Raw genomic sequence first — 13805 nt, 5'->3', positions numbered from 1 at the left:
GCGGCCTCGTCCTCGATTCTGGTATCGGGTTTTCGGTTCTCGGTTTTCGGCTCTCGATTCTCTGTTCTCGATTCTTCGCTTTTGGCTGATCGGCTCTCGTTCGCCTCCACCGGAGGCGAGCGAGAGCCGATCAGCCGGTCGTCACTCCGAAAAGAACGCGTTCGCCGGCGTCACTCCCAGAGGAGCACGCTCGGCAGTTCGTCGGGCGCAGTCACGCGCAGCATCGAGTAGCCGATGCCGGCGGTGCCGTGGAAGAACGTCGGGTCGTCGATCTTGTCGGTGTGCGCGAGCGTCTGGTAGATGCCGGCCTCGCGCTTGCGGTCGAGGACCGCGCCGAGTCGCTCGCGAGCTTCCCCCGAGCGGTCGCCCCGGCGCTGCTCGGCTTCGAGCAGGAACGCCGACCGACCAGCCTCGCCACAGCAGACGTGGTCGAAGCGGTCGATGCCGTCGTTCGGGAACCCGTCGACCGCTCGTTCGAGTCCGCGCGTGACGCGGTCGTCGGTCGTGTACTCGGTCATCCCGAGCCGGGCGAGGCCGATGCCGCTCCGGCCGTAACACCACTGGTCGAGGAACTCCGTCTCCGACCAGCCGCGGGGATCCGGCCAGTTCTGCGCCGACTCTGAGTACTGGGCGTCCTCGAACTCCAGCGCCTCCAGCGCTGCGTCGCGGTACTTCGTCTCGCCAGTCACGTTCCAGAGTCGGAGCAGCACGTACGCGATGCCGCTGACGCCGTGGGCGAAGCCGGCCATCGGCGGGCAGTCTTCGAGGGTCTGCCAGACGCGGACGCCGTCGTCGGTCTCGACGCGGTTGTCGAGCAGGTAGTCGCCGCAGTCCCGCGCGGCCGACAGCAGTTCGTCACCGCCAACCCGGTCGTGCGCGCCGAGCAGTCCGAGGACGGTTCCGGCCGAGCCCGCGGTCGCGTCGTACGTGTCGTCGGCTTCGAGCGCCTCGTCCGTGAAGAAGTTCGGTAGCTGGCGCACGTCGTCGTAGATCTCGGGCTCGTCCGCGAGGTCGCCGACGAGGCTGAGCCCGTACGCGACCGAGCCGATGCCGGTCGCGCCGCCGTGGTTGGTGAGCGACGGCATCGGCAGTTCGAGCCGCACCGCCTGCCGGATGCCCTGGACCGCGTCCAGCGCGAACGATCGGTAGCGGTCTTCGCCGGTGAGGTGATACAGCCCCGCGCCGAGGAGCGCGATGCCACTCCGTCCGGAGTACATCGACCCGCCGGCCGGCCGGAGCGTGAGCCGCTCTGTCTCGGTCCACGGCGCGACCGACGCCCAGTAGTAGCCGCCGTTCACGCCTTCGAGCGCCGACTCGCGCAGGTCCTCGAACAGCGCGACCGCTTCCTCGTGGAACGCCTCGTCGGTAGCTGGCTCGGGCTCGACGTCCGGCGGCCGGTTGCCGTCCTGCTTCGCGTCGGGCGTGACGCCGAAACAGCCCCGGACGAACTCGATCTGCATCTGGAGGTCGTCTTCCGACGCCGACTCGATGCGCTGGCGAGCGCGCTCCATCCCCGACTCGTCGGCTTCGACGCCGAGCGTCTCCCCGTTAAGTTCGAGTTCGGTGTCGTCGGGCCGGCAGGTGAACCGCGGTGGGTCGAGTCGTTTGAGCGCCACCCGCTCGGCGTCGTACAGCGCCCACGGCTTCGGCTCGGTGATGATGCCGTTGCAGAACGGGACGCTCAACTCGTCGATCTCGACGCCGAATCTCGCCCCGTCGCCGAGACAATGCCGCGAGGACAGCGACTTGATGACGCTGCCGTACTGCATCGTCGGTCGGTAGACGATGCGGTTCTCGACCGACCGGAAGCTGTCGAACAGTTCGACGTCGTCGGTGAGCTGTCCCGTGTCGCGCAGCTCCATCACGGTCTCGTAGGCTGTCTCGAAGCCGTCGAGGAACTCCTCGAGGTAGTCGGCCGGGGGTTGGGCCTCGCCGTCGACCATCGGGATGTTCTCGCTGGGGTCGACCGGCACCGGCTGGTGGTCGACCTTCATCACGTCGGTGTTGACCGCCTGGATCGCGGGATTGGTGATGTCCTCGAGCACGTCCTCGTCGGCCGAGTCACTGAACCCGGAGATCGTGCTCGACTGGCCGCCGCTCTGGTCGGTGTGCATGTCCTCGACGTCGTAGGGGATCAGCAGCGTCAGCAGGAGGCTCTTGTCCCGGAGCGAGCCGATGCCGGTCCGGGTCGGCTTGCGCTCGACGCTGACGTGGGGCGTGAAGATGGTCTCGGCGTCGACCAGCATCGGGTACTCGCCGTTGATGATGACGTTCTCGTACTGGCAGTCGGTGAACTCGAGGAAGTACGCCAGCGACGCGAGCGCCCCGGCTCGCTGGTAGTAGCGTTCGACCGCGTCGCTATCCTCGCACTCCTCGTACTCGATCCACTCCATCCAGCCGTAGTCGCCCCGCGGCAGGTAGGTCGGCGTCTTGAAGTCGGGGACCGCGAGGTGGTCGTTGAACCGTTCGAGCATCCGGTAGAACGTCTGGCCGGCTTCGACGCTCCGGGGCTTGTACGCCACGTCGAGCCCCGACTCGAACTCGACGTGCATCACCGCGCGGCCGTCGCCGTGGGTGTCGTCGGCCAGCGGTTCGAGGTGGGTCACGTTGCCGACGCCCGTCTCGTAGCCGAACCGGTCGGCGAGCGCGTCCCGGTCGGCTTCGAGGCGGCGACCGAACTCTTCAAGATGCTCGTGCCACTGGCGGATCTGGGTCACGACGAGTCGAGCGAACATCGGGTACTCCTGGCAGAGGTCGCCGAAGCCGCCGTCGAACAGGTAGCCGAGGAACAGCTCGTAGTAGTCGGTCGGCAGGTCGCCGTCGTCGAAGTCCTCGGGCTCGGCGAACGCCATGTCCTCGTCGTGGGCCGCGATGAACGCTTTGAACTCCACGAACAGGATGCGCACGAACCGGTCTTCGAGCCGGCGGCGGAACCAGTCGGCCATCGTCCAGACGGCCTCCGCCGAGAGCACGTCGAGCACGGACTCGTCGAGCTGGTCGCACGCGTGGGCCGCGATGGCCGCCGACAGCTGCTTGAACGTTCGCTCTTCCTCGACCCGATAGCCCTCAGGGCCGAGTCGCTCGGCGGCCTTCTCCGGAGTGGTCCGGTGGACCGACGCGACGAGATCGTCGAGCCGGTCGACCCACTCAGGGATGGGTTCGGACTCGGCGAGCCTGTCGGCGCTGATGGCCTGCCGACACTCCGCCTCGGTCGCGTCGAGCTGATCCAGCCGTCGCTCGAACGACTCCTCGGTCGAGAACGTCTCCTCCCACTCCTCGAAGATCTCCGTGACCTCCTCCTCGTCGCGGAAGCCGTGTTCGACGGCCTCGGGATCCTCGAATCGTTCGAACAGCGTGCGAGCCCGCCCGGCGATGAGGCGCTTGTGGTCCTCGCTGAATACGGTGGTCATCTGTCGTTAGCAGAGAACCGCGGCTCTCGAAGCCGTTCGGTCACGCCCATTTCTCCCGTTTCTTTCGAACAATAATCTCTAATCATATCGGTGAGTGACTCTATACCAACTAATTAAATAAGCGTTTTGAATAGCTTCCCGTCACGTGGCGGCGTTCTTACCGCCGTACGACGCGTTCGCGAGGGCCGCACGCGGCGACCAAGACAGCGGTCCGGAGGTCGACTCAACTCAAGTTAGCTCAACTCGGCCTTGCGGAAGCGCGCGTACCCGATGGCCAGCGGGGCGACGAACCACGCGAGCAGGATGACGAGCATGAACCATCCCTGCAGGTAGAACGGGAAGCCGTCGACGTACGTGCCCATGTAACCGCCGCGGGTCATGTCGAGCACGAGTTCGTAGTTCGCGATGGAGAAGGCGTACGACGGGCTGAGGTGGAGGATGAGGTCGTACAGCCGCGGCATCGCCGCGAGGCCGAGCAGATCCTCGACCACGTACGAGACGGCGGTCTGTGGGTTGAACGAAGGGAAGATCCAGAGCACGCTGAACACGAAGTAGACGCCGAGCGTTCCGGCCAGCGCCCGAGCGCGGGTGCGACACAGCGCGGAGACGCCGACCGCGATGGCGACGTACACCGCCGTGAAGTAGAGTATCATCAGGCTGAACCCGGCGTACTGGCCGACCGGCACCTCGTCGAACCGAACGGACATGATGAGCGCGCCGACGACGAGCGCGACGCCGATGCCGAGCATCGCGACCGCAGTTCGGCCGACGAGCTTGCCGACGAGTACGTCGAGCCGCGTGTTCGGCAGGCCGAGAAGGTACTTGATGCTACCCGACTCCTGCTCGCCGGTGATCGAGAGGTACGCGATGACCAGCATGATGAGCGGGAGGAAGAACATCCCGACCCCGACCATCGTGGACATGCCGACCTGCGCGGCCGAGTACGGGCCGCCGGGGTCGGTCGAGTTGGTTCCCAGCACCGCAACGATGAACACGTTGAAGATGAGCAGCGCGCCCCACAGGATCTTCGACCGGCGGGCGTCGCGGAAGTCCTTCTTCGCGATGGTGAGCCAGTTCATCGGGCCACCTCCGTCTCCGACCCGTTGCTACTCGCTGATTCTTCGCTCTTGGTCGACCCGTCGGCGCTCTCGGAGTCGAGATCGCCCCCCGCGAGTTCCTCGCCGGTTCCGTTCCGGACGTACTCCTCGAACATCGACTCCAGCGAAGCTTCCTCCGAGACGATGTCGATGATGGTCGCGGCCTCGCCGACCCGCTGGACCACGTCGCCCCGCACCGTCGAGTCCTCGCACTCGACGACGACGGTGTCTTCCTCGGGGTCGACCGTCGACCCGAGCACGCCGTCGACGGTCTCCAGATCGAATCCGTCGTCGGGCACCGCGTCGACAGTCACCTCTATCGTTGCCTCGCCGCCGAACCGCTCGCGGAGCACCTCGATGCTGTCCTGCGCGACGAGTTTCCCGTCGCTGAGGATACCGATCCGGTCGCAGACCGCTTCGACCTCCGTGAGGAGGTGACTCGAGAAGAACACCGCGGTGCCGTCGTCGGCCTCCTCGCGGATGAGGTCGCGCATCTCGCTCATCCCGGTCGGGTCGAGCCCCGAGGAGGGTTCGTCGAGGATGAGCAGGTCGGGGTCACCGACCAGCGCCATGCCGAGGCCGAGGCGCTGGCACATCCCCTTCGAGTACTCGCCGACCGTCCGGTCGGCGTCGTCGCGGTCGAGCCCGACTCGCTCGAAGATGTCGTCGGGATCGCCGTCGACGCCTTTGATCTCCATCGCGAACTCGATGTGCTCGCGCCCGGTGAGTCGGTCGTACAGCTTCGCCCCTTCCGGCAGGACGCCGACCCGCTCGCGGATGGCGAGCGACTCCTCTCGCGTATCGTGTCCCAGCACGCTTGCGCTACCGTCGGTCGGGTGCAGGAAGTCGAGGAGGATGTCGATTGTCGTCGACTTCCCGGCTCCGTTGTGTCCGAGGAACCCGTACACCTCGCCCTGCTCGACTTCGAGGTCGAGGTCCTCGACGGCGACGACGGAGTCGCCGAACACCTTGGTCAACCCGTTCGTTTCGATGGCGGCCATGTCCCACTCTCCCAGCCCTATTCATTTAACTTTACCCATTCAGTACTTATTGTAAAATAATTCGTTTCGGACGACTAATGGACCCCGTTCGGCCGTCACGAAACTCCCGTTCACCTGCGGTAGTTATATTCTAATTTTCAGTTTTATATTTTAAACCGAATAGTTATTATACGATGCGTCGTATGGGCGCACATACAATGGGAACCACATCCAAGCCGCCGGACGGGGTCGAGTCCTCTCCGAATCGGGACCGGTCAGGAGACGGCGAGCCGGCGATCGCCGTGGAGAACCTCTCGAAGGAGTACGGAAGCGGCGACGAGGCGGTTCGAGCGGTCGACGGCGTCGACTTCGAGGTCGAGCCGGGGACCGCGGTCGGCCTGCTCGGTCCGAACGGCGCGGGCAAGACCACGACCATCAAGTCGTTGCTGTCACTCATCGTCCCGACTTCCGGGCAGGTTCGGGTCGACGACATCGACGTTCACGACGAGCCGGGTGTCGCCTATCGGCGGATGGGTGCGACCCTGGAGGGCGCTCGCAACATCTACTGGCGGCTCACCGTCAAGGAGAACATGCAGTTCTTCTCGGCGCTGGCCGGCAACGACCCCCGCGAGATGGGCGACCGTCACGACGAACTCGTCACGCAGTTCGGCCTCGAGGGGAAGGCCGACACGGTCGTTCGAGAGCTCTCGCGCGGCCAGAAACAGAAGGTGTCGCTGGCCTGCACCATGGCTCGGGACGCCGACGTGGTGTTCTTCGACGAGCCGACGCTCGGCCTCGACGTCGAGAGCTCGCTCGACCTGCGCTCGGAACTCCGAAACCTCGTCGAGGACGAGGGCACGACAGTATTGCTGTCGAGCCACGACATGGACGTCATCGAGGACGTCTGCGACCGCGTCATCATCATGAACGAGGGGCACATCGTGGCCGACGACACGGTCGAGAACCTCCTGAGCCTGTTCAACACGCAGGTGTACGAGGTGAGTGTCACCGAGCGCCTCGACGCGTCGATCCGCGACCGACTCGAGTCGACGTTCGACGCCGACAACTTCGAGCGCCTCCCCAACGCGACCCGCTTCGAGGTGAGCGTCACGACCGACGAGTTCTACGAACTGGTCGACGAGTTGCGCTCGGCGGACCTGTCGGTCGAGTCGTTCGACGCCGTCGAACCCGATCTCGAGGAGGTGTTCCTCAAGATCACCGACGACGAGGACGCCAACGAACGCGACCGGAAAGCGACCGAGCGGAAAACGGAGACGGTTTCACGAGCGACGAACCCATGAGCAACACCAGAAAGACCGCGTCGGCAGCCGACGATAGCACGGGCCGATCGGATAGTGCGGACCTGTCGCTCGCTGGCGGACTCACGCTGTTGCGCGAGCTGTTCATCAAACGGTTCCGCATCATGCTCCGCTACCGGGTGAACTTCCTCGCGCAGATGCTGGCCTCGTACCTGTTTTTCGCGGTGCTGTTCTTCGGCGGACAGGCCGCGGTCGGCAGCGTCGGCGGGAATCAGGCCATCACCGAGACGCTCGACGGCGTCATCGTGGGCTGGTTCCTCTACACCATGGCCCAGTCGGCGTACTCCAGCCTGCCGGGCAACGTCACGCAGGAGTCCGAATGGGGGACGCTCGAACAGCTGTACATGTCGCCGTACGGCTTCGGGCCGGTGATGGTCACGAAGGTCGTCGTCAACATCTTCCAGAGCTTCCTCGTCGGCGCGTTGATGCTCGGGCTGATACTGCTGACGACCCAGCGGACGCTCGCCATCGACGTTCTGACCATCGTCCCCGTCACCTTGCTGGCGCTCGTGTCGGTGGTCGGCATCGGCTTCGTGTTCGCCGGGCTCGCGCTCGTGTACAAGCGCGTCGAGAGCGTCTCGCAGCTCATGCAGTTCGTCATCGTCGGCCTCATCGCGGCACCGGTGGCGGGCTTGTCCCCGTTGCGATTCCTCCCGCTGGTTCAGGGCTCGTCGATGCTCCAGGACGCGATGCGCAACGGCGTCCGGCTGTGGGAGTTCCCGGCGTTCGATCTGGGGATACTCGTCGGAGTGGCCGCAGTCTACTCGCTCGCCGGATATGCGGTGTTTCTCGTCTGCTCGCGCGTCGCACGCAGGCGTGGGGTGATGGGCCACTACTGAACCCCCGAACGACAGCACCCACGAGACAAAATTTTTCTATCCTAGCAGTAGAAATATAAGGGAAGCGCCTGTACGTCCGTTCTGATGTCCGTTACTCAGACATCGACGTTCGGCATGCAGCACAGTACCAGTGACAGTAGCCTCAAGCAGTTGTTCGACGAGAAGTTCGACGTGGACCTCGGCGACGTCCACACCGTCGAGTGGAGCGGTTGGTGTACCGGTTCGTGCCTCTGCACGAACATCGCCTGCGACGGCTGTTCCTGCGGTTGCTGAGGAACTGAACTCGGGACCAACGCCGGTTTCGAGTGATTCACAGTTCCAAGCGACCCACAGTTCGGCAGTTCCGAGCGATTCGCAGCCGACCAGTACCGTTTTTTCGGCGTCACTGGGGAAGCGCGACACCGCCACGCAGCCGCGTCGAACCGTGGACCGATAGACCGCTCGTCGTCCCGATTCGGATACGAGTACAATTCATGTTGTATAATTAAATATAAAGGTAAATTATAAGTGACTATCGGAGAAAAGCATTCTCGGATGTCAGCAACTCAGACTTCCACCTTCGGCATGACGCACAGCACCACCGACAGTGAACTCAAGACGCAACTCGACCGTCTCTTCGAGAGCGACGCAGTGCCGGACACGTTCGACTTCGGCTTCTCCTGCTCGTGTATCTGCTCGTTCGGCTGCAACGGTTGTTCCTGCTGTTGCTGAACTGAACAACCCCGACGCTAGTTTATCGAAAGCCAGTAGGTAGCGGTAAGGCACTTCTCACGATGACACACGATCAGACATCCTTCGGCATGGCGTACAACGCGGAAACCGAGATCAAGGGCGTCTTCGACGAGCGCTTCGAGGAGTACACCGAGAAAATCGCTGGCACCTGGACCCTTGGCTGTACGGACACCTGTCTCTGCTCGACGACTGTCGACTGCGACCCGTATGCCAACTACTGAAAAGAACGGCGTACCTACGTGTCTTTCTCGTTTATAACACATAATAGTTTAATATATATAAAATATAATATAAATTTCGTGTAGAAAAATACAAATCCTAACGCAGTTATTTCTTCTCGATGTCCACCGATCAGACATCCTTCGGCATGACGCACGAGGCGGAAAATGATATAAAGGGCGTCTTCGACGAGCGTTTCGAGAAGTACACCGGCAAAATGGCCGACATCTGGAGCTTTAGCTGTACGGGCTCCTGCCTTTGCTCGACCGGTGACTGCGACACCTCTAACTGCTACTGAACGGTCTCGGTAGCGTCCGAGGACGGGGCTGGAACTGAAGTCAGTTCTCCGAACGACCGCGGACCACTCCGGCCCCCGCGACTCGCATGACCACGCCAAAGGCTTTCGAGGACTTCGTTCGACTGCCGACTGGTGAAAAGAGCAGACCACACGCGTATTTCCGTCTCTGACAGTGTAATTATTTAAGAGATAGAAATATAAATATAATCCAAGTATAGAAAACTACAAGTATGAATAGGACTATGTTTTTCTCGATGTCCACGAATCAGACATCCTTCGGCATGGCGTACAACGCGGAAACCGAGATCAAGGGCGTCTTCGACGAGCGCTTCGAGGAGTACACCGAGAAGGCCGCCGGCGTCTGGAGCCTGAGCTGTACGGACTCCTGTCTCTGCTCGGGCGACTGTAACGGTTGCTCCTGCGGCTGTTAGAACCGACCCGTTCCCGATTTTTTGGCGTGAGAATATCGACCACCGGTGATAGATGCGTCACCGACAGACACAACGTCTGAAGGAGCACTTTATTTATACTATTTAGTATATAATTATTAGCTAAGTATAGAAAAGTATAAGTCTGCATGGCAGTATTTTTTCGTTGATGTCCACGAATCAGACATCCTTCGGCATGGCGTACAACGCAGAAACCGAGATCAAGGGCGTCTTCGACGAGCGCTTCGAGGAGTACACCGAGAAGGCCGCCGGCATCTGGAGCCTGAGCTGTACGGACTCCTGTCTCTGCTCGGGCGACTGTAACGGTTGCTCCTGCGGCTGTTAGAACCGACCCGTTCCCGATTTTTTCGACCCGAGGCTGTCCACGACCAGAGACAGTTGCGTCGGTTCGCAGATCCCACACCCGAACTACCGGCGTGATTAGCAGTGTTTATTTTTCTATATAAACTAATAAATAAAAATAAATGGTTGCAGGATACACTTCTCGGTGATGTCCACGAATCAGACATCCTTCGGCATGGCGTACAACGCGGAAACCGAGATCAAGGGCGTCTTCGACGAGCGCTTCGAGGAGCACACCGAGAAAATCACGGGTATCTGGAGCTTAGACTGCTCGTGTACCTGTATGTGCTCGCAGTGGTGCGGCGACGACCCCTGCAACTGAGTTACCCGAGTAGTGCCCGAACCTGGGGTCGAAACTGACTTGCACTCCTCGTACCTTCTCGACTGACCGCCGGCACCGATTCAGTCCGACAGCGCTCGCAGGTCTATCGAGCCGTTCTCGGTCCGAAGGGTGAGTGACTTCGAGCCGTCACCCAGCGTCCCCGACACTTCCGTGGCGGAGGTCGAGGACGAATCCAGTTCGAGATCGTGGACGGTCACCGACCCGTTGGTCGTCGTGGCGGTCACCGCCGCGTCGAGGCCCGAGGCGAGCGCGGCGTCGACGCTCCCGTTCGTGCTCTCGATCTCGGCACCGTCTTCGATACCGGACACGTCTGCGTCTATCGACCCGCTTCGCGTCCGCAGCCGACTCACGAACACGCTGTCTGGGTACTGAACAGTCATCGAGACGCTGGTGTCGCGGTCGGCCGACGAGTCGCCGGGCTCGACTTCGAGTTGTAGCTCGCCGTCCTCGTGTGAGTCGGTCACCGACACCGCCTCGACCGCGTCGCTCGACGGTCCCTCGATCTCGAAGTCGAGGGTCACCGTCTCGCCGTCGTGACGCTCGGCGGTCACAGAGCCGGTTCGATTCAGGACGTGGAGGCTCGTTCCAGCGTCGACGTCGTACGTGCGACTCCCGCTCCGGGACGCCGTTCGAAAGTCGTTCAGGGTCGAGATGCAGCCCGAGAGGGCGGCCGTCGCACCTGCCACCCCTGCGACGAACGTTCGTCGTTGCATGACGGAGAGATATCTCCACCGGTTCAAATGGTTTCCGATACTCTCGAAGTGTGTGATAGAAAACCAGAATCGGAACGGCGAAGTCGCGTTACTCAGGTGGCGGTTTTGGCTACTGCGGCGTCGGACTGGGTTTCCCGCCGGCCTCCGAGTCCTCGTCGAACGTGCCCTGCGCGACGCGCTTCAGCCGGTCGGCGAGACCGCTGTCGTCCGGTTCTCCTGCGAGCGCGACCTCGATCACGTCGCTGATGTGCGAGACGGGGACGATCTCGACCTGCTCCTCGTACTCCTCTTCGATCATCACGTCCTCCTCGTTGGCGTCGGGGATGACGACCCGTTCGATGCCGGCTTTCGCGGCGGCCTCGATCTTGTGCGTGACACCGCTGACCGGGAGCACGTCGCCCCGGACCGACAGCGAGCCCGTCATCGCGAGGTCCTGCGCGATGGGGACCTCCTCCAGCGCGGAGATGATGGCGGTCGCGACCGTGATGGACGCCGAGGCCCCGTCGACGCCCTGGTTGCCCACCTGCACGAACTGGACGTGCAGGTCCTTCTCGGTGAGGTCCTCGTCGCTGTACTTCTTGATGATGGCCGAGACGTTCTGGATGGACTCCTCGGCCATCTCCTTCAACTGGCCGGTTGCGACGATCTCGCTGCCGCCCTGCGCCGGGGTCACCTCGGCCATCACGGGGAGCATCACGCCGCTGTCGTCGCCCATCACGGCGAGGCCGTTGACCCGGCCGACCACGTCGCCGTCGCTGACGGTGAGTTCGTAGTCCTTTCGGCGCTCGATGAAGTCGTCGGCGATCTGCTGTTCGATGGAGCGCGAGCGCTGTTTCGCCAGCAGGACGTGGTCGCGGCTGGTGAACTCGGCGTCCTCCCCGCGAGCGATGTCGCCAGCCACGCGGACGAGCCCGCCGAGATCGCGGAGCTTGAGCGAGAGGTGGTCCTGCCGGCCCGCGCGACGCTGGGCTTCGAGCAGGACCTCCTCGACCCCCTCCTCGTCGAAGTGCGGGAGGCGGCCGTCGTTCTCGACCTCCTGGGCGACGAAGCGGGCGTACTTCCGGCGCATCTCCGGAGTGTCCTCGATGGTGTCGTCCATGAACACCTCGTAGCCGTACCCCTTGATCCGGCTTCGGAGCGCTGGATGGATGTTCTCCATCGCGTCGACGTTGCCCGCCGCGATCATGACGAAGTCGCAGGGCACCGGCTGAGTCTGGACCATCGCGCCGGAACTGCGCTCGGACTGGCCGGTGATGGAGAACTCGCCCTCCTGGATCGCAGTCATCAGCTTCTGCTGGGACCGGATGTCGAGCGTGTTGATCTCGTCGAGGAAGAGGACGCCCTTGTTCGCCTTGTGGATGGCACCCGCCTCCACGCGGTTGTGACTCGGCGTGCTCATGTCGCCCGACTGGAACGGGTCGTGGCGCACGTCGCCGAGCAGCGCGCCGGCGTGGGCACCCGTCGCGTCCTCGAACGGCGCAGTGGTCTGGTCGGCGTGGTCGACCAGCAGTTTCGGAATCTCGGCCTCGACGTCCGAGGTGCCGTAGCGGAACGCCAGATAGATGACGCCCGCCGCGATGATCCCCAGCAGCGGTTCGCCGGCGAAGAAGAGCGAGTACACCGCGATCGCGGCGATGACGACCCACATCACGTTCTTGCGGACCTGCTGGCGCTTGCTCGCCCGCTTGCGGTGCTCCTCGACGACCTCGCTGCCCTCGCCGGCCGGCACCGTTCGGATCTCGGGTTCGTTGCTGTCCTCCGGATTGTGGTAGACGATCACGTCCTCGAGATCCTCTTCGGGAAGCAGGCGACTCATCGCCTTCGCCAGCATCGACTTCCCGGTGCCGGGCGCGCCGATCATCATCACGTGCCGGCGCTGTTCGGCCGCCTTGAGCACGATCTTCCGCGCGTGGTCCTGCCCGATGACCTGATCGACCAGCCGGTCGGGAATCTCGATGTCGGCGGTGCTTTCGATGTCGAGTCCACCCAGGGGGTCGTCCGGATCGACGTCGTCGACGACCTCGGCCTCGACTTCGCTTCCGAGTCGCCCGTGATCCGGGTCTCCCTCGTCGCGCGCCTCCGCTTCCGAGGAGGCGTCGGAGTCTGACAGTTCGGTCATTAACCTTGGGATACTACTCTCCCGTTTATTTTATATACTTTTTCTTTAGTTCTATCTTCTGCTACGTTAATTGACAGGGCGTATCGGCCTGTGTGGCTCAGAGAAAACTGGCGGTTGGAGCGAGACTGTTAGTTCGAGAGCTCGAACGACCTCAGCCGGCAAGCCCGAGCAGAGACAGCAGGTCGACGCCCGCGCCGAAGTACTTGACAGTCTTGTAGCCGGTGTAGATACCCACGATTCCGACCACTCCAGGGAGTTCCGGCGGTGCGGGCATCGGGATGCCGAGGAAGGTAAACAGCGCGCCCGTGACGAACCCGGTCAGGAGTGCCAGCAGCGTGAGCGTGACGTTCATTTCCCAGCCGGTTACCGCCGGACGATGAAAGGAGTTTCTGCTTGGCTTCGTTTGGTCCCTCGCGCAGACGCGACCCCCTCCCTCGCACGCTGGGGCGCGGCGCACAGGTGCGCCGCGCCCAATCGCGCGCCGGGAGAAGAAGTGGAACCAGCGCGAGACGGAGCAAAGGCCAGTTCGACGTAGGCTGGACTGAGAGCGAACAGCACACGCAGAAAGGCCACCGAGATCGAGGAACACACTCGGTGGGCTTCGCGCGAAGGAAAACACTGCGAGGAAGAAGGCGGTCTCGGGTCGCTACCGCCACTGCGAGAGGGTGTTCGACTCGTCGTACGGCATCGCGAGGTACGCCTCGTCGTTCGACACGTCCGCGATGATGGTCGTGCGGTCGTCGCCGTCGTCGTCGACGGCGAACATGACTTCGCCGTTCTCGAACGATTCGTCGATGTCGTCGGTGGGAATGGTCCAACTCAGGGGAGATCACCGTGATTCGCGTACCAGTCTGTAGCGCAGAGGCCGACTTTAGTACACGCCACCGTCCCGTGCGTAACCTCCCGTTACGCCCGGCGTACCGGGGTGAAACGGTTTATAACGGA

General features: G+C 62.9%; 16 protein-coding genes. 9 read left to right on the top strand and 7 right to left on the bottom strand.

What is annotated here, in order from left to right; translation table 11 throughout:
* Window positions 1–170: 170 nt before the first annotated feature.
* The 3 genes from DPQ64_RS07015 to DPQ64_RS07005 form a co-directional block, all read right to left on the bottom strand.
* Window positions 171–3410, bottom strand: coding sequence for a type 2 lanthipeptide synthetase LanM family protein (locus DPQ64_RS07015; protein ID WP_115863642.1), 3240 nt, complete (start codon window positions 3408–3410; stop codon window positions 171–173).
* Window positions 3411–3643: 233 nt separating this feature from the next.
* Window positions 3644–4489: an ABC transporter permease gene (locus DPQ64_RS07010; protein WP_115863641.1), complete on the bottom strand. Its 846-nt coding sequence runs from the start codon at window positions 4487–4489 to the stop codon at window positions 3644–3646.
* Complete coding sequence (locus tag DPQ64_RS07005; RefSeq protein WP_115863640.1) at window positions 4486–5508, bottom strand: ABC transporter ATP-binding protein; 1023 nt, start codon at window positions 5506–5508, stop codon at window positions 4486–4488. Before DPQ64_RS07005 ends, DPQ64_RS07010 begins: the two co-directional genes overlap by 4 nt.
* 197 nt (window positions 5509–5705) lie before the next feature.
* On the opposite strand from DPQ64_RS07005, the gene DPQ64_RS07000 reads away from it, so the two are divergent.
* The 9 genes from DPQ64_RS07000 (at window position 5706) to DPQ64_RS19145 (ending at window position 10007) form a co-directional block, all read left to right on the top strand.
* Window positions 5706–6788 (top strand): ABC transporter ATP-binding protein, encoded by a 1083-nt coding sequence (locus DPQ64_RS07000; RefSeq protein WP_115863639.1) that lies wholly within the window; start codon window positions 5706–5708, stop codon window positions 6786–6788.
* Window positions 6785–7645: an ABC transporter permease gene (locus tag DPQ64_RS06995; protein ID WP_232820503.1), complete on the top strand. Its 861-nt coding sequence runs from the start codon at window positions 6785–6787 to the stop codon at window positions 7643–7645. Before DPQ64_RS07000 ends, DPQ64_RS06995 begins: the two co-directional genes overlap by 4 nt.
* Window positions 7646–7729: 84 nt before the next feature.
* A complete protein-coding gene (locus DPQ64_RS06990; protein ID WP_115863638.1) occupies window positions 7730–7918 on the top strand; it encodes a hypothetical protein in 189 nt (62 codons plus the stop codon).
* Between the two features lie 261 nt (window positions 7919–8179).
* Entirely contained in the window at window positions 8180–8356 is a 177-nt protein-coding gene (locus tag DPQ64_RS19165) for a hypothetical protein (protein WP_198662044.1), read from the top strand.
* Window positions 8357–8418: 62 nt separating this feature from the next.
* A complete protein-coding gene (locus DPQ64_RS18690; RefSeq protein ID WP_157971625.1) occupies window positions 8419–8598 on the top strand; it encodes a hypothetical protein in 180 nt (59 codons plus the stop codon).
* Between the two features lie 119 nt (window positions 8599–8717).
* Window positions 8718–8894: a hypothetical protein gene (locus tag DPQ64_RS19160; RefSeq protein ID WP_198662043.1), complete on the top strand. Its 177-nt coding sequence runs from the start codon at window positions 8718–8720 to the stop codon at window positions 8892–8894.
* A 254-nt stretch (window positions 8895–9148) separates the two neighbouring features.
* The gene (locus DPQ64_RS19155; RefSeq protein ID WP_198662042.1) at window positions 9149–9325 is read left to right on the top strand and encodes a hypothetical protein; all 177 of its coding nucleotides are present in this window, start codon (window positions 9149–9151) and stop codon (window positions 9323–9325) included.
* Between the two features lie 166 nt (window positions 9326–9491).
* Window positions 9492–9668, top strand: coding sequence for a hypothetical protein (locus DPQ64_RS19150; RefSeq protein WP_198662041.1), 177 nt, complete (start codon window positions 9492–9494; stop codon window positions 9666–9668).
* A 165-nt stretch (window positions 9669–9833) separates the two neighbouring features.
* On the top strand, window positions 9834–10007 hold the full coding sequence (locus DPQ64_RS19145; RefSeq protein WP_198662040.1) for a hypothetical protein: 174 nt from the start codon (window positions 9834–9836) through the stop codon (window positions 10005–10007).
* Window positions 10008–10087: 80 nt separating this feature from the next.
* On the opposite strand, the gene DPQ64_RS06980 is transcribed toward DPQ64_RS19145, so the two are convergent.
* The 4 genes from DPQ64_RS06980 to DPQ64_RS20010 all read right to left on the bottom strand — a co-directional run bounded on the left by DPQ64_RS06980 (window position 10088) and on the right by DPQ64_RS20010 (window position 13656).
* Window positions 10088–10741 (bottom strand): DUF4097 family beta strand repeat-containing protein, encoded by a 654-nt coding sequence (locus DPQ64_RS06980; RefSeq protein ID WP_115863636.1) that lies wholly within the window; start codon window positions 10739–10741, stop codon window positions 10088–10090.
* 109 nt (window positions 10742–10850) lie between these two features.
* Entirely contained in the window at window positions 10851–12860 is a 2010-nt protein-coding gene (gene lonB / locus DPQ64_RS06975) for an ATP-dependent protease LonB (protein ID WP_115863635.1), read from the bottom strand.
* Between the two features lie 151 nt (window positions 12861–13011).
* The gene (locus tag DPQ64_RS06970; protein ID WP_115863634.1) at window positions 13012–13212 is read right to left on the bottom strand and encodes a XapX domain-containing protein; all 201 of its coding nucleotides are present in this window, start codon (window positions 13210–13212) and stop codon (window positions 13012–13014) included.
* Between the two features lie 294 nt (window positions 13213–13506).
* Window positions 13507–13656 carry a DUF7556 family protein gene (locus tag DPQ64_RS20010; protein ID WP_449272260.1) on the bottom strand — a complete coding sequence of 50 codons (150 nt, stop codon included), beginning with the start codon at window positions 13654–13656 and terminating at the stop codon, window positions 13507–13509.
* Window positions 13657–13805 lie beyond the last annotated feature (149 nt).

It is taken from the genome of Halorussus litoreus (genome assembly GCF_003382685.1).
In the GTDB taxonomy this organism is placed as follows: Archaea; Halobacteriota; Halobacteria; order Halobacteriales; family Haladaptataceae; genus Halorussus; species Halorussus litoreus.
The sequence above is the reverse complement of the archived record's forward strand: the minus strand, read 5'-3'. Positions and strand labels throughout refer to the sequence as shown.